The organism is Rahnella sp. PCH160, from assembly GCF_047784855.1.
In the GTDB taxonomy this organism is placed as follows: Bacteria; Pseudomonadota; Gammaproteobacteria; order Enterobacterales; family Enterobacteriaceae; genus Rahnella.
In genome coordinates this window covers 534,749-558,258 of record NZ_JBLOGT010000002.1, presented here as the reverse complement: position 1 = coordinate 558,258, position 23,510 = coordinate 534,749, and the positions used below count along the sequence as shown (strand labels likewise).

Here is a 23,510-nt window from a genome sequence, read left to right as displayed (position 1 = left end):
CTTGAAAGTCCGCTGAATGGCGGGGCTATTTTCGCCCCGCCTTCAGGTCAGATTAGAATTTCAGTGCAGCCGCAATGTCTTCTTCGCTTTCTTCTTCTTCAATAATCGCCTGTGCCTTGTTGGAAAGAATCACGAAAGGCATGTAAACCAGCGTGGCGACACCGAGGTTGAACAGGGCGACCAGCAGCGCCGCAATGCTGCCGTTACTGTTGAAGAACGCCCCCAGCCCGGTCGGCATTGTCCAGGGTGCGAGGTTGGTGACCGGAGGAATAATGCCCATGCTGTAGGCCGCCAGCGTGATGGCTGCCAGAATCGGCTGGACCAGCACGAACGGGATGAACATGACCGGGTTCATGATAATCGGCAGACCAAACAGAATCGGCTCGTTAATCTGGAAGATGCCTGACGGCAGCGCCAGTTTCGCCACCTGACGGTGATCCGCACGGCGTGACGCAATAAAGATGGCAATAATCAGGCCCAATGTTGCGCCGGAACCGCCTAACAGAATGTAGGAGTCGAGCATCGGCTTGGCCCAGAAGTGGAAGGTTTTACCCGCTTCAATCGCCGCACTCACAGAACCGTATTCGGTATAAAGCGCGATGTTTTCCAGCGCCCACGGGGTCATGATGCCGTTGTCGAGCGCGGTCAGCGCCAGAGAACCGTGCACACCAAAGAACCACAGCAGTGAGTTGAAAATCACATATGCCCAGCCCACCACGCTTCCCATTGACGCCAGAGGTTTAGAAATGGAATCCATAATAATCTGGTGGAAGTTGTGGCCATATAATCCGAGTAACCAGGAAATTACCCCGAAAATAAACAGAATAATAAAGCCCGGAATTAACGCAGAGAACGAACGCGCGACCGAAGTCGGTACACTGGCGGGCAGCGTAATCACCCAGTTCCGGCGGATAACAAATGCGAACATTTCAGCGACGACCAGCCCGATAACCATCCCCGAAATAATATTCGCGCCGCCTAACCAGTTTGCGCCAACGGCATAGGCTTCACCGACGCTATAAGGTGTGACCGTCATAAATGCGGCGACGGCTAATAAACCCGCAGAAAGTGAATCGACTTTTCGCTCTTCGGCTAACGCCATGCCGATAAAGAACGGCGCCATCAGGGACATTATTCCGAGCGTACCGTTATAAACGTTAATCCCGATGGTTTTTAAACCGGCCAGCGTTTCAATGGTTGACGGGTCTAAACGTACACCTAAGGAATAAAAGAAGGAACCGGCACCAAAGTTCAGGAATACGTTATTAATTAAAACGAACATGGCGCCAGCCAGGGTCAGCGGCATTAATTTGATGAAGCCATTTTTGATGGCATTAATGTGGGGTTGCTTACCTATTTTTACCGCAAACGGGAGAAGTATCTTTTCAAGTGAATCAATGGCTTTGCTCATTGGCATTTTCCTTTAATGCCGCCTTCCGGCGGCAAGGGTATGAAATTCGCTCTTTGACTGGAGTTCTCTTTGACTTAAAAATGCTAATCACTGCTAATTTAAAATTGACGCAAAAGTTAAAACTTACTGAGCTGCTGCTTTTTTGATCGCAGCAACCGCTGCTTTCAATACACCTAATCCATCAATTTTGCCGTAAAGGGCAGAATCGATCACTTCAACCGGCTTGCCCGGTAATACTTTTTTGATTTCTTCCAGCATGTAACCAATTTGCGGCCCGAGAAGGATCACATCCGCTGCACTGCCTTTTTCAGCGGCCAGGGTTTCGGGAAATGCTTCAATAATGACAGGCACTTCGTATTTCTCGGCCTGAACCTTCATTTTAGTCACCAGCAGAGAAGTGGACATTCCGGCGGAACAAAATAAATAAATGACTTTCTTTTCCATAATGAAAACCCTCGTATCCCATATAGAGTGCAGGTCTGACAACGGATCCTTCTTTATCTGTCATGACTTAACTTCAGCAGATAAAAAGAGTGTGTTAATTGCTTCTGCTTGAGGGAAGTATACGGCATCACTTCGGGCAGGGATAATTCCGAACTTATAGAAATTGTCTCTCCTTGACCATCGCCCATGACTCCCTTCACGTTTTGGGGAAATAATTCGCGAAAATAAATAAGGTTCCCGTTTGCAGAGGCCATGCAAACGGCTGCGGGGAAACAGAAGAATAGATTAAGAATTTTCCACGTCAATTCGATATCTGTCTGATAACAGCGTTTTAACACTTCAGGTCTACCGCCCCTCATTTTCTTGTGAGAAACTGGTAATGATTGCGCAAACATTCGTAGTTTGAACTTGCAAACCAGTGAGCAATGCTTTGAATAATATAATAAAGAATCACACAGGTCGTTCCCGTACGGCCACGCTTGAAGATGTTGCCAGAGAAGCCGGTCTTTCACCGATGACGGTCAGCCGGGCGCTGAATAACCCTAAGGTTGTGCGCCCCGCGACGATCGCCAGGGTGATGGAAGCCGTCAGCGCCACCGGATATATCCCTAATATGCTGGCCGGCGGGCTGGCGACCAGCCGCACGAAGCTGATCGCCGTGGTCGTGCCGCAGATTAACAACAACATGTTTGTCGATACCGTTCAGGCGATCAGCGATCAACTGGCGGCACGTGGCTACCATATGTTGCTGTGCATTGTCGGCTACGAGCCGGAAGCGGAAACTGAGATTGTCGCCACCCTGCTCTCGCGCCGTCCGGACGGTATCGTTCTGACCGGTATTCATCACTCCTCAGACCTGAAAAGAATCATCCTCAACGCCAATATTCCGGTGGTGGAAATCTGGGATTTAACCCCGACGCCGATTGATATGCTGATCGGCTTCTCACACGAAAAAGTGGGCAATGCGATTGGCGAATACTTCCTTGAGAAAGGCTTCACGCGTTTTGGTTTTATCTGTGCTTCGGACAGACGCGCCGTGGTGCGCAAGAATGGCGCGATCTCCGTATTGCGTTCACAACCCGGCACAGAAATCCGCGAAATGATGGTGTCACTGCCTGCCAATATGGAAGTCGGACGCGCCGCGCTGAAAGAGATGCTCTCCGGTGGTGAACGTTTCGATGCGATCATTTGCAGTTCCGATACGCTGGCGCAGGGCGTAATCATGGAAGCGGAAGCACAAGGGCTGCGCGTGCCCGACGATTTCTCGGTGATGGGTTTTGCCGATTTGAATTTCGCGGCCCATAACCGGCCGTCGATCACGACAGTCAGCGTAGAGAAATGGGATCTTGGGATCAAAGCGGCCAGTATGCTGGCGGACAGAATTGAAGGGATTGTGGTTGAGGAACCGATTTTGGATACAGGGTACAGGTTGGTGATCAGGGAATCAGCCTGATTGTTTTTGGGCTCGCCGCCCGAACAGCTTTGAAGCAGCAGCTTGGCGTAAGTTTCGGTTTTTCAATTGCGGTTATCACTTCGGCCAAGACCTTGGGTTGCCACCCAAACTGGCCTTAAGAGGCGCCTATCGCCGCGCCTCTTAAGAATCTCCGGCTCTTTAACTGCGCGCTATCGCTCGCTGACTATGTTTCAGGTGCCGTAGCTATTGCCGCGAAAACTTGCCGCTGCGCGGTACCTTCATTTCGGTCTTCGAGACTAAGGTCTCGAAACACTCATTCAGCAAGTTTTCTGAAAGCGGCTGGAGGCATTTTTAATTCAAAATCAAAACCACCCTACATCATTCTTCCGAATTACATAGCCATTGGCCGCTTTCAAAACGACGTGGAGTGAGCGGTGAGAAACGGCGAGAGTCTTTTCCGAGCTGGTTCGAACCCGAAACGAGAGGACCGCGCAGCGGCGGCGTTTGCGGCAATAAGAGGAGTTTCTGAAACATAGCCAGCAAGCGATAGCGCGCAGTTAAAGAGCCGGAGATTCTTAAGAGGCGCGGCGATAGGCGCCTCTTAAGGCCAGTTTGGGTGGCAACCCAAGGTCTTGGCCTGAGCGATCACTGCAATTGAAAAACCGAAACTTACACAAATCTGTGTGAAGCCCTTGAAGCCAGTTTGGGTGGCAACCCAAGGTCTTGGCATTGACCTTAAATATAAACATTAAATTTATTCCATTTTCTAAATGTTAAAAATGTTAGGTAACATTTATATCAACAAATAACATGAACTTTCCTTCCGAAATTATATTAATCTAAATTTAACCGGAATTTACCGGCGTTATTCTTTGATAAGAAATGCTAAATCCCCGCAACTTCACATCCAAATTAAACAATCATAACTCAATGTTATATATGAAATTTAAACTCACCACTGACATCTGAAAAACATAATAAACATCTCTTCCTCACATTCATTGTGGAAATTAGTCATTTATTTTAAATGTAGCGGTGATATTATAAATTTGTACCCAAAATAATAACAATTAACCCAAACTTAACATCAGGCATGTGAGAGTCGTCATCCTATGCTCCTTCAAAAGAAAACTACCCGTCGCAAGTTTTTACTTGGGTCGCTGATGGCATTGCCTGTCGGCACCATCATGATGAAAGGGTTGTCCGCGGCGCAGGCTGCTGAAATGGCTGCCCCGGATTTACTCGATTATAAACCCGTGTTTTTCAGCGCGGATGAGTGGCAGTTTATTATGGCCGCCGCTGACCGTCTGATCCCCGCAGGAGGCAAAGGGAAAGCGCCCGGCGCGCTTGAAACCAATGTGCCGATTTTTATCGATCAGCAAATGCACGGCGATTTCGGCGAAGAAATCTATATGCAGGGGCCGTTTAACGTTCACGCGCCCGCGACTATGGGGTATCAGATCCCCTTCCGTCCTCAGCAAATCTACAAAACCGGTATTCGCCTGGCGAACAGCTGGTGTCAGCAAAATCATCAGAAAGACTTCCATGCGCTCTCGGATCAGGACAAAGACAACGCCCTGACGCAGCTTCAGAAAAACGGCATCCGTTTTGCCGATATGGGCGAAGAGAATCTGGTCGCGTCGCAATTCTTCGGCGAACTGCTTTCCGATACCAAACATGGCTATCTGGCAGACCCGATTTATGGCGGCAACAAAGGCATGAAAGCGTGGATTGCCATCGGATTCCCCGGTGCGCGCGCCAGCTTTACGGAGTGGGTGAAGCAACACAACGTCCCTTATCCGCTGGGGCCGGTGAGTCTGCAAGGTGCCCGCGCCTGAGCGCCGGAGCCTATTTCCGTTTTCTGATGACTGACAGGATTAAAGATGGCACAAGTAATTAAACCAGAAGTCGACGTTGTCGTCGTCGGCCTCGGCTGGGCGGGCTCGCTGATGAGCATCGAGCTGGCAATGGCCGGTCTGACCGTGCGCGCACTTGAACGCGGCGGCGATCGCGGGTACGAAGAATTTGCTTACCCGAAACCGGCGGATGAATACGCCTACGCCGTACGCAACAAAGTGATGGCGACGCCCGCCGAAGCGGCGGTGACCGTGCGTTACAACATGAGCGAAACCGCGCTGCCGACCCGTAAATGGGGTGCATTTGCGCCGGGCACGGGCGTTGGCGGTTCCGGTCTGCACTGGACGGCCGTTCTTATCCGCCCTACGCCGACCGATTTGAAGCTCAAAACGTATGCCGATGAGGCGTACAAACCGGGCATTTTGCAGGAAGACATGCGGATCATGGATTTCCCGTTCACCTGGGATGAAATCGAGCCGTATTACACCAAGTTTGAGCACATCTGCGGGCAGTCGGGCAAAACCGGCAACCTGCGCGGCCAGATTATGGAAGGCGGCGACCCGTTTGAAGGGCCACGCTCCGAGCCGTATCCGCTGCCTGCGCTGGAAGATACGCTCAACAGCAGCATGTTTGCCGAAGTGGCGAAAAAGATGGGGTATCACCCGTTCCCGAACCCGTCTGCCTGTGTGTCCCGCGCCTGGACCAACCCGTACGGTAACCAGATCGCGCCGTGCAACTACTGCGGTTATTGCAGTAAATATCCGTGCCTGAACTACTCGAAAGCCTCGCCGCAGACGGCGGTCATGGACGCCCTGAAACGCATGGACAACTTCTCTTATGAAGTCCACGCCAACGTGCTGAAAGTCGAATTGCATGACGACAAGAAAACCGCCAAAGGCGTGATCTACAGGGATGCGCAGGGCAACGAGTGCTTCCAGCCGGCGAAAATCGTGGTGCTGAGCAGCTTCCAGTTCTGTAACGTCCGCCTGATGCTGCTTTCCGGGATCGGCAAACCTTACAACCCGATCACCGAAGAAGGCGTGATTGGCCGTAACTACGCGTTCCTGAGCAACGGCGGCTCAACGTTGTTCTTCAAAGATAAAAACTTCAATCCGTTCGCCACCGCAGGCGCAACAGGCCAGATGATCAACGATATCTCTCCGGGCAATTTCGATGGCCCTGCTCTGGGCTTTATCGGCGGCGCGAAAATCCACAGTTCTCAGGCCACCGGCACGCCAATCAGCACGTCTTTGCCAAAAGGCACACCGGCGTGGGGCACTGGCTGGAAAGAAGGCATGGAAGAGTGGTACGGCCATTCGATGAAAATCAGCATCACCACCACCTGCCAGTCATATCGCGATATTTATCTGGATCTCGATCCGAACTACAAAGATGAATATGGCTATCCGCTGCTGCGTATGACCTTCGACTGGAAACAGAACGAACTCAAACTTCAGCAATACCTGAAAGGGATCGTGGGCAATATCACCAAAGAGCTGAACCCGGACAGCTACAGCGAAAGCTTCCTGCCGATGGACGCACACTTTGACCTGACCAAATACGTTTCGACGCACAACGTCGGCGGCGCGGTCATGGGCGATAACCCGAAAACCTCCGCGCTGAACAAGTTCCTGCAAAGCTGGGATGTGCATAACGTCTTTGTGCCGGGCGGTAATGCCTTCCCGCAGAACTTCCAGGCGAACCCGACGGACACCATCGGGGCCATCACGCTGATGGCCGCACAGGCGATTAAAGATCAGTATCTGAAAAACCCAGGTCCACTGGTTCAGGCATAAGCGGAGATGAACAGGATGAAACTTAAACGTTTATTTATCGCGAACGCCCTACTGCTGGGCGCCGGGCTGATGGCAAATGCGCAGGCTGATGACGCTAACAACGCGCAGCTCATCAAACAGGGCGAGTACGTCGCGCGTCTGGGTGACTGCGGCGCGTGCCATACGGTGGCGGGTAAACCGGCGTTTTCCGGCGGACTGGCGATTAACTCGAATCTGGGTACCATTTATTCGACGAATATTACGCCGGATAAAGATCACGGAATCGGCAGTTATACGCAAGCGCAATTCTCAGACGCCGTGCGTAAAGGCGTGCTGCCGGACGGCACCCGTTTGTACCCGGCGATGCCGTATCCGGATTACGCCAAAATCAACGATGAAGATATGCACGCGCTTTACGTTTACTTCATGCAGGGCGTGAAACCGAGTGCTGAACAGCCGCCGGAAACAGATCTGAGTTTCCCGTTCAGCCAGCGCTGGGGGATGCGTTTCTGGAACTGGGCGTTCGCGTCCGATAAACCGTTCCAGCCGATTGGCGGCGCATCTGCCGAAGTGAACCGTGGCGCGTATCTGGTGGAAAGCCTCGGGCACTGCGGCAGTTGCCACACGCCGCGCGGTCTGGGGATGAACGAGAAGGCGCTGGACAGTAGCGACGCTGATTTCCTCGCGGGCGGCAGTCTGAATAACTGGGATGTTCCGTCGCTGCGCGGCGTGGCGCACTGGGATCAGCAGGAAATCGTTGATTATCTGGGCAAAGGACGCAACAACAAAGCGGCCGTGGGCGGTGAAATGACGTCGGTGGTGGAGAACAGCACCGCGCACATGACCGATGAAGATCTGAAAGCCATTGCCGCGTACATCAAATTCCTGGGCGGCAATCCGCCGGTTCCGGCACCGGACACGCAGAAAGCCAGCGCGACCGAAGCCAAACTGACGGCGGCGAAGAACCTCAGCGAAGGCGAGCGTTTGTATCTGGATAATTGCAGCGCCTGCCACTTTGTCACCGGCAAAGGCGCGCCGGGCGTGTTCCCGCAGTTGGATCAGGCAACGATTGTGAATGCGAAAGATCCGACCGGTCTGATCCACACGATCCTCGCCGGTGCTCAGCAACCGTCAACCGCACGCGCACCGTCAACGCTGGCGATGCCGGGCTTTGCGGGCCGTCTGACCGATGAAGAAGCGGCGCAGTTGTCGACCTTTATCCGTCAGGGCTGGAGCAATAACGCACCCGCGGTGACAGCGAAAGACGTCAGTGAAGTCAGAAAAACGCTGACGCACTGATTTCGTTGCCAGCCCAATATCGTGTTTCAAATCAAAACGGCTTTCCTGCGGGAAGGCCGTTTTTTCGTCTGTACGCCAGCAATCAGCCCGCCGCTGTTTCATGCAGATGTCGCCACAGGATTTTGCCCTGCCCGTCCACGCGGAATACCACCGTCGAATAACGTAATGTCGCCGCCTGCCCCTGCAATTGCTGACGTTCCTGATACGTTACCACGGCGGATAATTCACTTTCCGCCATCACGACCGGCTGCTCAACCTGAATCTCCAGCCCCGATTTCGCTCCGTGCTGCGCGGTGAAAAATGTGCGTAACGCCGCGCAATCCAGCCGGTGTCCGGTGAGTGTCACCATCGAATATTCCGCGCTAAACCGCGCCAGCAATTCATCACAAATCGCCTGCGGTGAATCTGCATCACCCAGCCATTGCCGGATAAGTTCATGTGCATCAAACACTTCTTTCACAAAACGGTTCATCTTTTCTCCTGTCGTTTTCATTCCTGCACCACCGCCCCGCGCGGTAATCTCAGGCAAAATATCACCGGAACCAGCACGCTCACCGCCGCCAGCCCGAAGCTCACTTCGTAGGCATATTGCGGCAGATGCGCCTGCAACAGATTAAGCAGGACGCTGATCACCGTCACGCCAAGACAAAAACTCAGCTGGCGGTTGATGTTCCACAATGCACTGGCGTCGGCCAGCTGCGGCGCGGCGATGTGTAAAAATGCGCAGCTCTGCGCCGTACTGCTGCACAAACTGCTGCCGAACCCCATCAGCGTGAACGCCGCCACCGCCAGCCACGCCTGCGGATAAACGGTCATGCACGCCAGCAGCGCAATACCGCCGCCCTGAACCAGACAGCCGGGGATAAACAACGCGCGCGGGCCGGTGCGGTTAAACACTTTGCCGGTTAGCCCGATGGCCGCAAACGACGCCACCGACCACGGCACCATCAGGCCGCCCGCCTGCGCGGCAGAAAACTGCATTTCATCCTGCAGAAACAGCATCGCAATCAGGCTCACGCCGGTAAAAATACCGGGGATGCACTGGTAAATTATCATCGCGGTGCGCAGCAGCGGTTCCCTGACCAGTGACAAATCCAGCAGCGGATTGTGTCGCCTGCGCGCATCACGCACGAAAGCGTAAAGACACGCCGCGCCTGCCAGCAATAACGCGCTGCCTGCGGGCAATCCGCTGCGTTCTCCCAGATGTGTCAGGCCGGATAAAATCAGCGCCAGCCCGAGACTGGCCAGCAAAAAACCGCGCAGGTCAAAGCGCACCGCAGGTTCAGCCGGAACCTCGCGCAACCAGCACAACGCCAGAACCCAGGCGAGCAGCGCCAGCGGCAAACTGGCAACAAAAACCCAGCGCCAGTTCAGGTGATCCACGATGATGCCGCCCGCTACCGGCGACAGCGCCGGTGCCAGCAGGCCAACCAGCATGATCACCGCAGAGAGCCGTGCGCGTTCGTGACTGCGATAAAGTGCGTAGGCCAGCGTTTGCCCGACGGGGATCAGCAAACCGCCTCCCAGCCCCTGCACAATCCGCCAGACCGTCAGCGTCGTCAGGCTTTCGGCACCCGCCGCGCCGAGCGACGCCAGCATAAACATCGCCAGAGAAACGGTGAATACGCGACGTGCACCCAGCCGCGAAGCCAGCCAGCGGCTGGGCGGGATCACCAGCGTCAGCCCGAGGATATACCCGGAACTGACCCAGGCCAGCGCACTGACCGGCGCGTCAAAATGCCGGGCGATGCCGGGATACGCCACATTGGCGATAAACATGTTGATCAGATCAACGAAAAATCCCAGCAGATACACAATGGCCACACGCGTGCGGTACTGCATTTGATTCTCTCCTTCACCCTGAATGGCGGGCAATGTAACGGAGAAATGGCGGCTGATATACGGGCGCATAACCGTTACACTGTCAAAATAATTTTGACAATAAAAGGCTTCGGCATGCTGAATTTACAACGTCTGGAGATTTTCGTGGCCGTGGTGACGGCGGGCAGTTTCACCGGCGCGGCGGCAACCCTCGGGCTGACCAAAGCGGTGGTGAGTTTTAACGTTAAGCAGCTCGAAACTGAAACCGGCGTCGCGCTGCTTACCCGTAGCACGCGACGTCTGGCGCTGACCGATTCCGGCGAGCGCTTTTATGAACGTTGCCGGATCTTATTGCAGGACGCGGAATCCGTGCTCGATGATGTGCGGCGCGATCACGGCGGGCTGAGCGGTCAGTTGCGGATCACCAGTACGCCGGAATACGGCGCGCGCGTGGTGGTTCCGGCGCTGGCAGCGTTTGCGGCACTGCATCCGCAATTACGCATTCAGCATGTTGCGTCTTCACATCACGATGACCTGATTTCAGGCCGGTTCGATCTGGCGATACGCCTCGGACAACTGGCAGATTCCAGCCATCATGCCGCCGCGCTGGGCAGTTTTGACATATTGCCGGTGGCATCTCCGGCGTTTTTACGTGAACACGGCGACATCGGAAATCTGCAACAGCTCGCACAGACAAAATGGATTGCCCACAGTCGCCTGCCGTTGCCGGTGAGCTGGCCTGTGATTTCCACGCAGGGCGGACAAACGCCGTTTCGCGTTACCACGCCGCCAGTCGTGACCGCCGATAACGCGTCATCGCTGCTGGCGTTCGCCCTGCACGGTGCCGGTGTCGCGCTGCTGCCGGACTGGCTGGTCCAGCCGGAAATCGACACGGGCCGCCTATGTCATTTGCTGCCCGATCATCGTTTTCCGCCCCAGGGGATTTTTGCGCTCTACCCCAACACCCGCCACGTTCCCGAGAAAGTGCGGCGGTTTATTGATTTCCTGAAGGGTCAGATAAATCCAGAATAAGTGAAAGAAATCTCTGATAATTTCCCCGCAGGATTAACTTACATTCTGTTCAGGATTAGAATCCGCTTCCGCCGTAAACCGGTTGCTTTTGTTCACTTTCAGACCGGTTCGGAATAGCATTCCCGCAGGGAAGGATGGATCCTTAATGGTTAAAAAAAGTGCATTACTTATTATGTTGTTTCCCATGTTCGCCCTGGCGAATCATTCACATACCCGTGAAGTCACCGTGGCACAGGCCAAAACACTGCGCGACGATGCACGGGTGATGCTGACAGGAAAAATCATCAGCTACGCCGGAGACGACGACCGCTACTGGTTCCAGGACAGTACGGGCAAAATCCGCATCGACGTGGACGATGATGACGACGACGATGAACGGCGGTTGATCGGCAAAACCGTGCATATTATCGGTGATGTGGATAAAGATGATGGCCGCGTAGAAATTGATGTTGACCACGTGGTGGTCGGTAACTAATTTCACCTCTCCATCTGTAACCCGCGTATTACCATGACCTTGTTGTTGGGAGATAACAAGGTCACTTTGGTAGAGTTCCGTTGTGCAGATTATGGTAATTTTCCAGCATCAATATGGCGTGACGCTATTATCGTTTGTTGTCATCAACTCGATAAGTTTCGGATGGACATACAGTTTTTCCCGCCCGACAGAAATCTCGTATAAAACACCGATATCGCAAAGCTGTTTAAGATAAACAGAGGCTGTCTGGCGTCGCGCTATGCCCAACTCAATCAGGTTTGAAATACGACAATAAGGCTGCTCAAAAATAATTTTCACCAGCTCATAGCTGTAAATTTTTGGCAGTGATTCCCGGATATATCCGGTGGTTATCTCAATGAGAATGCGGACAGCGGCGATTTTATCTGTCGTCCATTTAGCAGTTTGTTCAACCGCTGCGAGCATGAATAATATCCACGCCTCCCATTCACCCGATGCTGTCACACCACGAAGTAGCTGATAGTAGTCGTTTTTATTTGCGACAATATACCGACTCAGATACAAAATCGGTAACGTCAGCAGATCATTCTCCAGCAGGAACAAGATATTTAGAATGCGCCCTGTACGGCCATTACCATCTGAAAACGGGTGGATAGCTTCAAACTGGTAATGTGAAATTGCCATTTTCACCAGAGGATCCAATTCGTCTTCTGTATGAATAAATTTTTCCCAATTACTCAGCAAATCACGTATGACATTTTCGCCAGCCGGAGGCGTGTAAACTACGCGTCGGTCATGACTTGTCAGGGCAATTCCCGTAACCTTGCGGATATCCATTTCGCTATTTTTCAATGTGCTACAAATCCCAATCGCGGTTGATATGCACAATGGCTTTTTTTTCAGATACTTGAAACCATCATGCAGGGCTTTCCGATAACGTAACGCTTCTTTCGTCGCATGGTCTGCCTGACTATCTTCCTGAGAAAACTGAAATAAACGATCGGTCGTCGTGACGATATTTTCGATTTCTGAAGAGTCTTTCGCTTCGAGCAAAGGGATCAGATTTATCAATATTCCCTGATTGGGTAATAAATTACCCGCCTGCTTCAATTCAGCCAGAGCGGCACGGGCTCTGATACATGCCTTTAATACAGGCACAGTTTCCACCTGGATATTTTCAGGCGGCAGAAGAGGAAGTTGGTTGAAAGGCTTTGCAGGATCCCATGACATAAGTTCATTTATCTCGTTTTTATCGACACGTTTTCAGGATATGTCGATACGATAAATACTTTTTGATGATATGTCGATAAATTACGATTTTATAAACATATTACTGCATTATGTCGATGGCATAAACACATTCTCTTTTGTTTTAAAGACCGTTTATTCTTTACAAACAGTGGCAGAGTTCTCCGCTCAGGCTAAGATTGATTTCAGCTAACGGGAGGAAAACGTTCACTATGCTCATCGAAACATCGCGGTTATTGCTCCGGCCTGTTGAGGTCAATGATGTCCATTCCCTTTTCGCCCTCTACGGCGACCCGCAGACTAATCAGTTCAACCCGCGCGGCCCCTATCCTGACCTCGAATTTGCCCGTGAAAAGCTACGCGGCTGGCTGCATGAATGGCCGGATTTGGGCTTCGGGCACTGGGCGATTACGCTGAATACGCACCCGGACAACATTATCGGGTTTGGAGGGCTGAGTGTCCGCGAAGGTTACGAAAATCACCGGGTGTTTCTCGGCTACCGCTTCGCAACTTCCGCGTGGGGTAAAGGGCTGGCGACCGAATTTGCCAGCGCGGCGCTGAATTCCGGCTTTGAGCATTTTGGCATTCCGCAAATCTCCGCGACGGTGCGTGAAAACCATCTGGCGTCACAGCGTGTCCTGGAAAAAATCGGTATGCAAAAAGTGGGTTTTCAGGGCGATCCGGTTCACGGTGTTGGCAGTTATATTTACCGGCAAACCGATCATCGCGGACATTAACGGCGTGACAACATCTCACAAAACCGTCGGGGCTGCCATCTCGAGGTACGCCATGACGGCGTTGCCGGGTTCTGCGACACGGCTGATGATCACCAGATTGGCCATCATTTCCGGCGCATCCAGACGGCGATAGAGCAGACCGGGAATATTGACCTGCTGAACCGGCGCGGGGATCAGTGCCAGCCCAAGTCCGGCGGCGGCAATCGCCAGTACGCTCAGGGTGCTGGCGGAACGGTGCGCGACACGAAACTTATCCCCGAGCCTTTGCGCAAACATGAGGTAAACATGCTCGTGGCTATCGTGCGCGTCGTACAAAATCAGCGGCTGCTCTGCGAGCATTTCAAGGGTAATACAGGCATGAACAGCTAACGGATGATCGTCCGTCAGCGCCACCATAATTTCCCAGCTTCCGGCCTTTTGCACCCTGATGGCGGCTGCGGATGTCGTGCTGTTATCCGGCGTGTAGCCAATATCCAGCTGTCCGGCGAGGATCGCTTCCACCTGTTTTTGCGGCGCGACTTCCTGAATCACAATTTCCGCGTTGGGATACATTTTATGGAAACGCCGTAAATCACGGGTCATTTTACCGCTGAAAATAGCATTGCCCGCGAAACCGACCCTGACGCGGCCGGTTTCCCCGCGCAGGGATCGCTCAACGGCCAGTCGCGTATGTTCCACCTGGTCCAGCGTGCGCTGCGCTTCTGCCTGCAGGAGGATTCCCGCTTCCGTCAGTTCTACGTGGCGGCTGGTCCGGATAAACAAAGCGCCGCCCAGTTCGGCTTCCAGCGCTTTGATTTGCATACTTAACGCGGGCTGAACGATGTTGAGCCGTTCAGCGGCACGCCCGAAATGCTTTTCTTCAGCGACAGCCAAAAAGTAGCGCAGATGACGCAAATCCATACTCACCCCACCAATCATTAAAAATGATTATTCAGTCAAATCTATATATTTGAGTTTAACGTCTTCCCCGACCAAACTGAACACCGTCAACTAACCGGAGTCACCGAAATGCAAAATCAACTTGAAGACCGCCAGCAACTTAATGACCTGATGAATGGCTGGATGCACCGTGATCTGGGGGAATGGGATCAGCTGCGCAATTTATTCCACCCGGACGGCACGATTGAAATCACCTGGTTTGAAGGGCTGGCGAGCGATTTTATTGATGGCTCAATGCGTATGGGCGCGTCGGATTTGCGCACCAAACACCTGATTGGCTCCCCTGTCGTCACCTTTAACGCCAGCGGGGACAAAGCGGTCCTGGAAACCAACGCGATGATCATTGGCGAGAACGTCAAACTCAATCTGGGCTGTGAATGTCATAACCGTTTTTACGATCTGGCCGAAAAGCGCGACGGCGTCTGGAAACTGTTCCACCGCCAGAGTGTGTACGACATGGGCACGTTTACCTTCCCGCTGGGTCCGGTGGAAATAGACCAGAGCGTCGTGACGAAGTATCCGCGCGAATATGCAGCACTGGCTTATATGCTGGAAAAAAGTGGCTTTCCGCTGAGCCGCGTATTTGCCACGCGTGGCAGCGAACTGGAACACAAAATGAAAGCCAGTGCGAAGGTCTGGCTGGCGGTTTAAATGTTGGGCGATAAAGCTGCTTATTAAGGGTAATGGTGTGGGCGTCATTTTGGGGGATAATGGCGGATAGCCGATACACTATTAGAGGAAACAGGGATGACTCAACCCTAGCGCACGAAGATTATTACACCGAAAAATACGGCCTGACCCGCACCCACTCTGAAATCATCAACGCCGTAAAGCACGTCCAGCCGGGCAAAGCGCTGGATTTAGGCTGCGGCAGCGGGCGTAACTCGCTTTATCTTAACCTGAAGGGTTTTGACGTCACCGGTTGGGATCACAACGCGCTGAGCGTCGCGAAAGTGAATGAAATCATCACCGCAGAATCACTGCAAAACATCTCGATCGGTGAAGCAGATCTTAATTCGCACCGTTTCAGCGGCGAATACGATTTTATTTTCTCCACCGTGGTGATGATGTTTCTGGAACGCGACAGCATTCCGCACATCATCGAAGACATGCATGCGGCGACAAAACCCGGCGGCTACAACCTGATTGTCGCGGCGATGGACAGCCCGGATTATCCGTGCCCGCTGCCTTTCCCGTTTACCTTCAAACCGGAAGAACTGTGTAATTATTATGCTGGCTGGGAAATCGTGAAATACAACGAAGATGTCGGTGAACTGCATAAGCGCGACGAAAACGGCAACCGCCATAAACTGCGTTTTGCGACGTTGCTGGCGAAAAAGCGTTAATTAAGCATCAAAATGTGTATGACCAAAACAGGGCCGACAGAAAAATCTGAGGCCCTTTTTTTTCGGTTAATTCCCCGTGATTTAGAACTTTCTTTATCTTGTTTCACTCACCCGACAGCGCTAACAATCTTGCCAGAATATTGAAGTGTGTGTGATAATACGCCGCGTCATTTCAGACAAAAACCACGCAAAATCAAATTATTAGGGGTTTGGCAGCTATTGGGCGATGCGTAATGAGGCATCCGGACATGGCTTCTTTCTATCGTTTACTGCCGCAGCGGCAACATTCAGAGACATCTATGAACTGGGACGTAATGAAGTGGTTGATTGGTATTTATCTGGGCTGTTTTTTAGGTCTTCTCAAAATGGCCTATTCAGATCCCAAGTTCTACCTTGATTATATTGATAAAAAATTCTCGTACGTCTGTTACACCTGTTTCATTGTCTGCGGCGCGCTGTGGGCAGGGCTCTTTTTGTCCCGGGGTTATGTCATGGACAACATTGATTTAATTTCTGAACAACAGACATTGATAGATAAAGAATATAATTACGTCACTTCTTATCTGCTTTCCATGATCATCGGATCAGGAATTTCGTTTGCGGCCAGCATTCTGTTCATCGACATTGCCCGCAAAAAGATCGCAACGTCCGGCGAGGCGTAACGGTCTCACGCCTGCTTCGGGAATAGATTCAATAATATGAGCTATCATTAGGGTTTAACTGATGAGGGCTCATACATGACTTCAGTTGCCAGTCTGACCGGCGGGATAATATTCATACTCATCGGGATTGTGATGATCTGGATACTGTTCCGAAACCACCGAAGCAAGACCAACAGCAAGTTGCTGACTCCCGGCAACTGCTTACTCGCAGCCCTGACGGTCGTCTCGTTCATTATCGCCATCATTTTCCTGAGCAGTTCATCGTAGGCTCCGCTTCAGAAATGCAGAAGGCCGCCCGATGGCGGCCTACTCATTAATTTTTATCCCACCCGGCACTTTCATTGGCTTATCTCTTAATTGGGCCAATATTTTTAGATGCTGGTTGCCGGGTGAACGCTACAAAAAGCCAAAATGAGCGTATGAATATCCCTATTCAACTGGACAGCCCGTTTGCAGTATCAGAGACCTTATCAGGTCTGATGTGCCAACGTGGCCTCTATAGTGTGATATTAATGTTATTAGCTGATAATAATATCTTAGCTAAAACAATTCGTTAACAATACTTTTTGTCCATTCGTATGTGTAATGATTGTTATCAAAGAACATGGGTATATTGTCGTCGTTTAATAAAATACACTTATCATTTTTGCAGCCGTAATTATAGATGTCAATAAAATCAACTGATGGTAGTTCTTTCTTCATTTTATTATAAAAATCACGACTAGATTTCTCTGGAATTATTTCACTAATATTTTTCGAATTCATGATTAGCATCGGAAGTGCAGCAGGAAAGTTCTTTGTTTGGCTAATGAATTTAACGCTAGGAATTTTTTCTTTGAGTAACTCGTTTGTTTCTTTTATTCCGGGAATGACATCATTAGTTAGAGCAAAAGCACTCCAGTTAGCACCCACTATAACGATGTCGATTTGCTTTTCCTTTATAATTTGGTTAAATACCATTTTAAATAAAGTTTGACAAGTTCCGTCGCCCTTCACATTAATGATAGGCGGGCATCCAGATGCGGTAGCTTGAATTATATTGTAATTCCAGTACTTCTCTCTGATGGCTTTAGAAAACTCCGCAACATGGCTATCGCCAAATAATAAAATTGTTTTTTTGTGTTTTTCTGTATTAGTACAAAAACTATAGTCATAATCATCAATGGAAGGGTTTTTGCTGCTCAAAAAACAACTTTTAGCCGGATTTTTTATGCTTCCGTTAAATTGAGGTTTAATATTGTACTTGCTATATGAGTCCAACAAAAGATCATTTTTACCCATCCATTTTTCATGTATGTATAAATATTTACCCAATACCGGGCTTAAAATAGCTATTAGAGCTAAACTGGCGATAGTTATCGCAGGGATGCGCCTATTATTCTCGACAAACCTATATGATAAATATCCAAGAATGATCGAAAGAACTAAGAATATTAAAACTAAAATATTATTACTTTCTAAATTCTGAGTAACTAAAATTGATGCTAGTGGCCAATGATATAAATATATTGAATATGACCACTTCCCTATCCCTGAAAAAATGGATTTTTAAGGGCAACACATTCGTTATCAACTTTTAATATTAAAATAATGAACGTAAGTAGGGTTGGTATAGTTGCCTTTGCATCAGGCCATGAAGAAGGCGAATCTCCAAAAATGACAAATGCCAAAATCCCACAAATGCAGGTAACTTCGACTAATTTTTTAGTCTTAGGTTTTAATTTTACTACATCGCCAATTGATGATGCGTAAGCCCCTGCCAGTAATTCCCATGCTCGGAATGGAAGATTATAGAATGTCACAGTTTGATTAATGTTTACCATCACCAAACAAAAAATCAAAGACAGCCCAGCAATAAACGCTATTGCCAAACTTTCATCAAATTTTAATTTCCGTATAGCCAATAGAACTAATGGAAAAATCAGATAATATTGGAACTCCAAACCCAATGACCAAGTATGAAGAAAAATATAACTGTCTGCTGTTTGTGAAAAATAGCTAGAAAGTGCATTTGTAAAAAATAAATTTGACGTGAAAGTAGCTGCGGAAAGAACCTGGTTTCTGATACTATTTAGAAGGGATAACGGACTTAGGATGGTTGAAACTATGGAGAATATAAACAAGCACACTGCTAACGCCGGAAATATACGAGAGAACTGTCTCTTATAGAATATTATTATATTCTCTCGATTAAGCGTATTTTTAGAAAGCATGTGATGCATGAGATATCCAGATATCACAAAAAAAATATCGACACCGGAGTATCCACCAGAGGTATAAGGCATTTTAAAATGGAATAAAACAACTGATATTACAGCCAGAAATCTAAGTGCATTTATATCGAGTCTAAACATTAACATCGTTTCCAATTTGTGTTTTATTTGTCATGGTTATATCTAATAGCTAAAACCCAAAATTCCTTCTTGTTATATATTAACATATTGCAATGAGACTTGTCACTGTGCCAAAAGTTGTTTAGAATTAGTTAAGATTAAATCTTTTGTTTGTAATTAGAACTTGGCAGTTAATATATAAATGGAACGGCACTAAACTACTATATGTGTATTTTGAAAAATGATGCGGAAAGCCCATATGTTTAAGCAAATTTTAAAACTGGAGCAACTCCTACTTTCATTGCCAGTCAGATGGGGCACACAAATGCGCAGATGGTATTCAGTGTTTATGGAAATTGGATGGCTGAGCAAAATGGTGACCAGATTGCCGTCCTTAATCAGAATTTCGACTTCAATGCCCCACAGATGCCCGATAAGAAACTGGCCGGAATAGTTTAGTTAACTATTACAGCCAGTTACCTCATTCTCAGTGTTTTATCATCACATGCCTGATCGCGGTGTAATCCTCCAGTCCGTACATCGACATGTCTTTGCCGTAGCCGGATTGTTTCTGCCCGCCGTGTGGCATTTCGCTGACCAGCATGAAGTGCGTATTCACCCAGGTGCAGCCGTATTGCAGGCGGGCACTGAGGCGGTGCGCACGGCCGATGTTTTGCGTCCAGACTGACGAGGCCAGCCCGTAGTTTGACTCGTTTGCCCAGTCGAGAACCTGTTCTTCGGTATCGAATTGCGTCACGCTGACGACGGGGCCGAACACTTCGCGCTGAACGATTTCATCTTCCTGCCGTGCGCCCGCCAGCACCGTTGGCTGGAAATAATACCCTTCGCCCGAGACGCGTTCGCCGCCAGTCACGACCTCAATATGCGGCACCTGTTTTGCGCGCTGAACAAAACCTTCGACGCGTTCGAGATGCGCCGCAGAAACCAGCGGGCCCATTTCACTGCTTTCATCAGTGCCTAATTTCAGGGTGGAAACCGCTTCTCCGAGCGCGGCAACCAGCCGGGCATAAACGCCTTTCTGCACGTAGAGGCGGCAGGCGGCGGTACAGTCTTGTCCGGCGTTGTAGAAACCAAACGTCCGCACGCCTTCAACCACCTGATCGATATCCGCGTCATCAAAAACAATCACCGGCGCTTTGCCGCCGAGTTCCATGTGTGTACGTTTGATGCCGCTGGTGGCCTGCGCAACAATCTTTTCGCCCGTCGCGACCGAACCGGTCAGGGAGATCATGCGCACTTTATCGTGATGCGTCAGCGCGTTACCCACCGTCTGGCCGTCGCCAAACAGCACGTTCAGCACGCCAGCCGGGAAAATATCCTGCGCCAGTTCGCCCAGCTTCAGCGCCGTCAGTGGCGTGATTTCGGAAGGTTTGATCACCACACAGTTTCCCGCCGCCAGTGCCGGCGCGATTTTCCACGCCGCCATCATCAGCGGATAGTTCCACGGCGCGATAGACGCCACCACGCCCAGCGGGTCACGGCGAATCATCGACGTATGCCCGGCCAGATATTCCCCGCTGGCTAAACCGTTCAGGCAACGGCTGGCACCGGCGAAATAGCGAAACACATCGGCGACTGCCGGGATCTCATCGCCCAGCGCCAGATGATAAGGTTTGCCGCAGTTAAGGGATTCGAGTTTTGCCAGCGCTTCGGCGTTGGCTTCAATGCGATCGGCCAGCGCCAGCAGCAGTCCGGCGCGGGATTTCGGCGTGGTTTGCCCCCACTGCGTAAATGCGCGATGCGCCAGATCCACGGCCTGTAGGGTCTGCTGTTCGCTGGCCTGCGCCAGACGCACAATTTCCTGTCCGTTATGCGGGTTGAAAACCGGTAATGACGCCCCTTCTCCGGCAACCAGCTCACCATTAATCAGCATGTTCGTTTGCATCATTTATCCTTATTATTTGCCGTCACCGGCCACATCAGACCCGTTTCTTGTCAGATACCACGCCCCCAGAATCGGGAACATGGTCAATACCATCAGGCTCAGCGCAACAACATTCGTCACCGGCACTTCGCGCGGCCTGCCCAACTGATTGAGCAGCCAGATAGGCAATGTCCGTTCGTGACCGGCGGTGAATGTCGTCACAATGATTTCATCGAAAGACAGCGCGAACGCCAGCATTCCGCCCGCCAGCAGCGCGGTGCTGAGATTGGGCAAAATGATGTAACGGAAGGTCTGCCAGCCGTCCGCCCCGAGATCCATCGACGCTTCAATCAGGCTGTGCGTAATCCGCCGGAAGCGCGCAATCACGTTGTTGTAAACAATCACCATGCAAAACGTGGCGTGGCCGATAACAATGGTCAGCATTCCCGGCTCGATTTGCGCGGCGTGAAAGGCATTGAGCAGCGCCAGTCCGGTGATGATCCCCGGCAGTGCGATCGGTAGCATGAACAATAATGTGATGCTGTTTTTGCCATAGAAATCCCGGCGATACAGCGCCGCAGCCGCCAGCGTGCCTAATACCATCGCGATAATCGTGGCGTAGCAGGCGATTTGCACCGAGAGCCAGACGGCGTCGAGAATATCGTGACGCCCCGCTGCCACGGCGAACCAGTGCAACGTGAAACCTTTCGGCGGAAAACTGAACGCCGCGTCTTCGGTGTTAAAGGCGTAGACGGCAATGATCAGCAGCGGGAAATGCAGGAAAACCAGCCCGCCCCACGCGGACAACTTGAGTAACCAGGGTGCGCGTTTAGAGTGCATCGAAAGCCCCCAATCGTTTAACCATCGACAGATAAAGCGCAATCAGCACGATAGGCACCAGCGTGAACGCGGCGGCCATCGGCATATTGCCGATCGAACCTTGTTGTGAATACACCATGTTGCCGATGTAATACCCCGGCGGCCCCACCAGTTGCGGGATAATGTAATCGCCCAGCGTCAGCGAGAAAGTGAAAATCGACCCGGCGGCAATCCCCGGCACCGCCAGCGGGAAAATCACGTAGCGCAGCGTCTGCCACGGCTTAGCGCCTAAATCTTCCGACGCCTGAATCAGCGACGGCGGCAGACGTTCCAGCGCGGCCTGAATCGGCAAGATCATAAAAGGCAGCCAGATGTAGACGAAGACCCAGAAGCGCCCGATGCCGGATGTCGATAACGTGTTACCACCAATCCCCGGCAGGCTCAGCACCGCCGTCAGCAGCGGTTCCAGCCCGAGATGCTCCAGGAACCATTGCAGCACGCCGCCTTTGGAAAGCAGCAGCGTCCATGCATACGCTTTGACGATATAGCTCGCCCACATCGGCATCATAATGGCGATATAAAAGAACGCCTTTTTCTTGCCGGTGATGTAACGCGCCATGTAATACGCAATCGGAAACGCCAGCACTGCGCTGAAAAATGACACCAGCAGCGCCATCGTCACGGTGCGGATAATGATGTCGGCATTCACCGGATCAAACAGCGCCTGCAAGTTGGCCAGCGTCAGCGTGTTGGACACCGTCATGGTGAAGTCGTCGAAGGTATAAAAACCCTGCCACAACAACGCAAACAGCGAGCCTAAATACACCGCACCGAACCACAACAGCGGCGGCACCAGCAGCAGCGCCAGATAAAATCCGGGACGACGATGCAGGAATGTCACCAGCGCCCGGCCCCGCCGCGATCGCTTCTCGTAAGGAGTCATACTGATATCCATCGTTTAACCCTCAAGCAGCGCCACCATGGCATCTTTGTCCCAACAGGCCACCACCGGTTGCCCCTGATGGAAGGTGTTTTGCGCGCTGACCGAAAGGTTATTTGCCTCACTGACAAACAGCTTCTCACCGCCTTCCAGCGCCAGTTCGTAGCGCGTGGCGGCGCCCTGGAAATGAATATCTTTGAGGATGGCGCTGACCTGCACCGTATCCGTTCCGGCCACCGGTTGAGGTGTCAGGCGGATATGTTCAGGGCGGATGGATCGGCTGCCGGAAAGGCCGGTGAGCTTCAGGGAAAGATCGGAGGTCAGCACGTTCGCGGTGCCGACAAACTGCGCGACAAACGCGGTACGCGGGTTGAGATACAGCTCACGCGGCGTATCGACCTGTTCGATGCGGCCATTGTTGAACACCGCGACGCGATCCGACATCGACAGCGCTTCACTCTGATCGTGGGTGACAAAAATAAAGGTAATGCCCAGCTCGCGTTGCAACTTTTTCAGCTCGCCCTGCATCTGTTCCCTCAGTTTGAGATCCAGCGCACCAAGCGGTTCATCGAGCAACAACACGCTCGGCTGATTCACCAGCGCACGCGCCAGCGCCACACGCTGACGCTGGCCGCCGGACAAAAACGCCGGTTTACGTGCGGCGGTAAAACCGAGCGCCACGCGTTCCAGCGCTTCCATCGCCTTGTGCGTTCGCTCCTTTTTCCCCACGCCTTTGACCATCAGGCCATAAGCGACATTATCAAGCACCGTCATGTGCGGAAACAGCGCGTAATCCTGAAAAACGGTATTCACGTCGCGCTCGTACGGCGCAAGTTTAGTGGCTTCCTGCCCGTGAATACGGATTGACCCTGATGTCAGCGTTTCAAAACCTGCGATAAGACGCAGGCAAGTGGTTTTCCCCGAGCCCGAAGGCCCGAGCATGGAAAAAAACTCGCCGTCCTGAATATCAATCGACACATTATCGACGGCTTTGACTTCCCCGAATAAACGGGAAACATTGATGAACTGTACGGCAGGCATAAAGTTCTCCTGGATTTTTTCACCGAAATCAAACGCAAAATCATTTGAGTTGT

General features: G+C 51.3%; 23 protein-coding genes. 11 read left to right on the top strand and 12 right to left on the bottom strand.

What is annotated here, in order from left to right; genetic code table 11:
* Window positions 1-52: 52 nt before the first annotated feature.
* Window positions 53-1,411 (bottom strand): PTS N,N'-diacetylchitobiose transporter subunit IIC, encoded by a 1,359-nt coding sequence (gene chbC / locus ACM5QY_RS25385; RefSeq protein WP_416123392.1) that lies wholly within the window; start codon window positions 1,409-1,411, stop codon window positions 53-55.
* Between the two features lie 123 nt (window positions 1,412-1,534).
* A complete protein-coding gene (locus tag ACM5QY_RS25380) occupies window positions 1,535-1,855 on the bottom strand; it encodes a PTS sugar transporter subunit IIB (RefSeq protein WP_416123391.1) in 321 nt (106 codons plus the stop codon).
* Window positions 1,856-2,285: 430 nt separating this feature from the next.
* On the opposite strand from ACM5QY_RS25380, the gene ACM5QY_RS25375 reads away from it, so the two are divergent.
* The 4 genes from ACM5QY_RS25375 to ACM5QY_RS25360 all read left to right on the top strand — a co-directional run bounded on the left by ACM5QY_RS25375 (window position 2,286) and on the right by ACM5QY_RS25360 (window position 8,200).
* Window positions 2,286-3,308: a LacI family DNA-binding transcriptional regulator gene (locus ACM5QY_RS25375; RefSeq protein WP_416123390.1), complete on the top strand. Its 1,023-nt coding sequence runs from the start codon at window positions 2,286-2,288 to the stop codon at window positions 3,306-3,308.
* A gap of 1,073 nt (window positions 3,309-4,381) precedes the next feature.
* On the top strand, window positions 4,382-5,107 hold the full coding sequence (locus tag ACM5QY_RS25370; protein WP_410148229.1) for a gluconate 2-dehydrogenase subunit 3 family protein: 726 nt from the start codon (window positions 4,382-4,384) through the stop codon (window positions 5,105-5,107).
* A 45-nt stretch (window positions 5,108-5,152) separates the two neighbouring features.
* Window positions 5,153-6,922 carry a GMC family oxidoreductase gene (locus ACM5QY_RS25365; RefSeq protein ID WP_416123389.1) on the top strand — a complete coding sequence of 590 codons (1,770 nt, stop codon included), beginning with the start codon at window positions 5,153-5,155 and terminating at the stop codon, window positions 6,920-6,922.
* 15 nt (window positions 6,923-6,937) lie between these two features.
* Window positions 6,938-8,200, top strand: coding sequence for a c-type cytochrome (locus tag ACM5QY_RS25360; protein ID WP_416123388.1), 1,263 nt, complete (start codon window positions 6,938-6,940; stop codon window positions 8,198-8,200).
* Window positions 8,201-8,282: 82 nt separating this feature from the next.
* Here the strand turns inward: ACM5QY_RS25360 and ACM5QY_RS25355 are convergent, their stop codons facing one another.
* Window positions 8,283-8,672 (bottom strand): DUF4440 domain-containing protein, encoded by a 390-nt coding sequence (locus ACM5QY_RS25355; RefSeq protein ID WP_416123387.1) that lies wholly within the window; start codon window positions 8,670-8,672, stop codon window positions 8,283-8,285.
* Between the two features lie 17 nt (window positions 8,673-8,689).
* Complete coding sequence (locus ACM5QY_RS25350) at window positions 8,690-10,042, bottom strand: MFS transporter (protein ID WP_416123386.1); 1,353 nt, start codon at window positions 10,040-10,042, stop codon at window positions 8,690-8,692.
* A gap of 114 nt (window positions 10,043-10,156) precedes the next feature.
* On the opposite strand from ACM5QY_RS25350, the gene ACM5QY_RS25345 reads away from it, so the two are divergent.
* Both ACM5QY_RS25345 and ACM5QY_RS25340 read left to right on the top strand, forming a co-directional pair.
* A complete protein-coding gene (locus ACM5QY_RS25345) occupies window positions 10,157-11,053 on the top strand; it encodes a LysR family transcriptional regulator (protein WP_416123385.1) in 897 nt (298 codons plus the stop codon).
* Window positions 11,054-11,198: 145 nt separating this feature from the next.
* A complete protein-coding gene (locus ACM5QY_RS25340; RefSeq protein WP_416123384.1) occupies window positions 11,199-11,528 on the top strand; it encodes a NirD/YgiW/YdeI family stress tolerance protein in 330 nt (109 codons plus the stop codon).
* A gap of 108 nt (window positions 11,529-11,636) precedes the next feature.
* Here ACM5QY_RS25340 and fic read toward each other — a convergent pair whose 3' ends face one another.
* On the bottom strand, window positions 11,637-12,737 hold the full coding sequence (fic, locus tag ACM5QY_RS25335) for a protein adenylyltransferase Fic (protein WP_416123383.1): 1,101 nt from the start codon (window positions 12,735-12,737) through the stop codon (window positions 11,637-11,639).
* A 230-nt stretch (window positions 12,738-12,967) separates the two neighbouring features.
* Between fic and ACM5QY_RS25330 the strand changes: the two genes are divergently transcribed.
* Complete coding sequence (locus ACM5QY_RS25330) at window positions 12,968-13,492, top strand: GNAT family N-acetyltransferase (RefSeq protein ID WP_416123382.1); 525 nt, start codon at window positions 12,968-12,970, stop codon at window positions 13,490-13,492.
* Between the two features lie 15 nt (window positions 13,493-13,507).
* Here the strand turns inward: ACM5QY_RS25330 and ACM5QY_RS25325 are convergent, their stop codons facing one another.
* Window positions 13,508-14,392 (bottom strand): LysR substrate-binding domain-containing protein, encoded by an 885-nt coding sequence (locus ACM5QY_RS25325; RefSeq protein ID WP_416123381.1) that lies wholly within the window; start codon window positions 14,390-14,392, stop codon window positions 13,508-13,510.
* 108 nt (window positions 14,393-14,500) lie between these two features.
* On the opposite strand from ACM5QY_RS25325, the gene ACM5QY_RS25320 reads away from it, so the two are divergent.
* The 4 genes from ACM5QY_RS25320 (at window position 14,501) to ACM5QY_RS25305 (ending at window position 16,706) form a co-directional block, all read left to right on the top strand.
* Window positions 14,501-15,082, top strand: a complete 582-nt coding sequence (locus ACM5QY_RS25320; protein WP_416123380.1) for a nuclear transport factor 2 family protein — start codon at window positions 14,501-14,503, stop codon at window positions 15,080-15,082.
* Window positions 15,083-15,141: 59 nt separating this feature from the next.
* The gene (tehB, locus tag ACM5QY_RS25315) at window positions 15,142-15,777 is read left to right on the top strand and encodes a tellurite resistance methyltransferase TehB (RefSeq protein WP_416123379.1); all 636 of its coding nucleotides are present in this window, start codon (window positions 15,142-15,144) and stop codon (window positions 15,775-15,777) included.
* 248 nt (window positions 15,778-16,025) lie between these two features.
* Window positions 16,026-16,439, top strand: a complete 414-nt coding sequence (locus tag ACM5QY_RS25310; RefSeq protein WP_416123378.1) for a hypothetical protein — start codon at window positions 16,026-16,028, stop codon at window positions 16,437-16,439.
* Window positions 16,440-16,514: 75 nt separating this feature from the next.
* Window positions 16,515-16,706 (top strand): hypothetical protein, encoded by a 192-nt coding sequence (locus ACM5QY_RS25305; protein WP_416123377.1) that lies wholly within the window; start codon window positions 16,515-16,517, stop codon window positions 16,704-16,706.
* A 273-nt stretch (window positions 16,707-16,979) separates the two neighbouring features.
* Here ACM5QY_RS25305 and ACM5QY_RS25300 read toward each other — a convergent pair whose 3' ends face one another.
* From ACM5QY_RS25300 to ACM5QY_RS25275, 6 genes are all read right to left on the bottom strand, one after another.
* Complete coding sequence (locus ACM5QY_RS25300; RefSeq protein WP_416123376.1) at window positions 16,980-17,720, bottom strand: SGNH hydrolase domain-containing protein; 741 nt, start codon at window positions 17,718-17,720, stop codon at window positions 16,980-16,982.
* 245 nt (window positions 17,721-17,965) lie between these two features.
* Window positions 17,966-18,793, bottom strand: a complete 828-nt coding sequence (locus ACM5QY_RS25295; RefSeq protein WP_416123375.1) for an acyltransferase family protein — start codon at window positions 18,791-18,793, stop codon at window positions 17,966-17,968.
* Window positions 18,794-19,259: 466 nt separating this feature from the next.
* Window positions 19,260-20,678, bottom strand: a complete 1,419-nt coding sequence (locus tag ACM5QY_RS25290) for a gamma-aminobutyraldehyde dehydrogenase (RefSeq protein ID WP_416123435.1) — start codon at window positions 20,676-20,678, stop codon at window positions 19,260-19,262.
* Window positions 20,679-20,690: 12 nt separating this feature from the next.
* Window positions 20,691-21,497, bottom strand: a complete 807-nt coding sequence (locus ACM5QY_RS25285) for an ABC transporter permease (RefSeq protein ID WP_104925235.1) — start codon at window positions 21,495-21,497, stop codon at window positions 20,691-20,693.
* Complete coding sequence (locus ACM5QY_RS25280; RefSeq protein WP_104925307.1) at window positions 21,487-22,419, bottom strand: ABC transporter permease; 933 nt, start codon at window positions 22,417-22,419, stop codon at window positions 21,487-21,489. Before ACM5QY_RS25280 ends, ACM5QY_RS25285 begins: the two co-directional genes overlap by 11 nt.
* Before the next feature lie 15 nt (window positions 22,420-22,434).
* Complete coding sequence (locus ACM5QY_RS25275; RefSeq protein ID WP_416123374.1) at window positions 22,435-23,457, bottom strand: ABC transporter ATP-binding protein; 1,023 nt, start codon at window positions 23,455-23,457, stop codon at window positions 22,435-22,437.
* Window positions 23,458-23,510 lie beyond the last annotated feature (53 nt).

Coding starts and splice junctions, on each gene's coding strand:
- chbC (WP_416123392.1), bottom strand. CDS start 1,411: ATGAGCAAAGCCATTGATTCACTTGAAAAGATACTTCTCCCGTTTGCG.
- ACM5QY_RS25380 (WP_416123391.1), bottom strand. CDS start 1,855: ATGGAAAAGAAAGTCATTTATTTATTTTGTTCCGCCGGAATGTCCACT.
- ACM5QY_RS25370 (WP_410148229.1), top strand. CDS start 4,382: ATGCTCCTTCAAAAGAAAACTACCCGTCGCAAGTTTTTACTTGGGTCG.
- ACM5QY_RS25365 (WP_416123389.1), top strand. CDS start 5,153: ATGGCACAAGTAATTAAACCAGAAGTCGACGTTGTCGTCGTCGGCCTC.
- ACM5QY_RS25360 (WP_416123388.1), top strand. CDS start 6,938: ATGAAACTTAAACGTTTATTTATCGCGAACGCCCTACTGCTGGGCGCC.
- ACM5QY_RS25355 (WP_416123387.1), bottom strand. CDS start 8,672: ATGAACCGTTTTGTGAAAGAAGTGTTTGATGCACATGAACTTATCCGG.
- ACM5QY_RS25350 (WP_416123386.1), bottom strand. CDS start 10,042: ATGCAGTACCGCACGCGTGTGGCCATTGTGTATCTGCTGGGATTTTTC.
- ACM5QY_RS25345 (WP_416123385.1), top strand. CDS start 10,157: ATGCTGAATTTACAACGTCTGGAGATTTTCGTGGCCGTGGTGACGGCG.
- ACM5QY_RS25340 (WP_416123384.1), top strand. CDS start 11,199: ATGGTTAAAAAAAGTGCATTACTTATTATGTTGTTTCCCATGTTCGCC.
- fic (WP_416123383.1), bottom strand. CDS start 12,737: ATGTCATGGGATCCTGCAAAGCCTTTCAACCAACTTCCTCTTCTGCCG.
- ACM5QY_RS25330 (WP_416123382.1), top strand. CDS start 12,968: ATGCTCATCGAAACATCGCGGTTATTGCTCCGGCCTGTTGAGGTCAAT.
- ACM5QY_RS25325 (WP_416123381.1), bottom strand. CDS start 14,392: ATGGATTTGCGTCATCTGCGCTACTTTTTGGCTGTCGCTGAAGAAAAG.
- ACM5QY_RS25320 (WP_416123380.1), top strand. CDS start 14,501: ATGCAAAATCAACTTGAAGACCGCCAGCAACTTAATGACCTGATGAAT.
- tehB (WP_416123379.1), top strand. CDS start 15,142: ATGGCGGATAGCCGATACACTATTAGAGGAAACAGGGATGACTCAACC.
- ACM5QY_RS25310 (WP_416123378.1), top strand. CDS start 16,026: ATGGCTTCTTTCTATCGTTTACTGCCGCAGCGGCAACATTCAGAGACA.
- ACM5QY_RS25305 (WP_416123377.1), top strand. CDS start 16,515: ATGACTTCAGTTGCCAGTCTGACCGGCGGGATAATATTCATACTCATC.
- ACM5QY_RS25300 (WP_416123376.1), bottom strand. CDS start 17,720: ATGGGTAAAAATGATCTTTTGTTGGACTCATATAGCAAGTACAATATT.
- ACM5QY_RS25295 (WP_416123375.1), bottom strand. CDS start 18,793: ATGTTTAGACTCGATATAAATGCACTTAGATTTCTGGCTGTAATATCA.
- ACM5QY_RS25290 (WP_416123435.1), bottom strand. CDS start 20,678: ATGCAAACGAACATGCTGATTAATGGTGAGCTGGTTGCCGGAGAAGGG.
- ACM5QY_RS25285 (WP_104925235.1), bottom strand. CDS start 21,497: ATGCACTCTAAACGCGCACCCTGGTTACTCAAGTTGTCCGCGTGGGGC.
- ACM5QY_RS25280 (WP_104925307.1), bottom strand. CDS start 22,419: ATGACTCCTTACGAGAAGCGATCGCGGCGGGGCCGGGCGCTGGTGACA.
- ACM5QY_RS25275 (WP_416123374.1), bottom strand. CDS start 23,457: ATGCCTGCCGTACAGTTCATCAATGTTTCCCGTTTATTCGGGGAAGTC.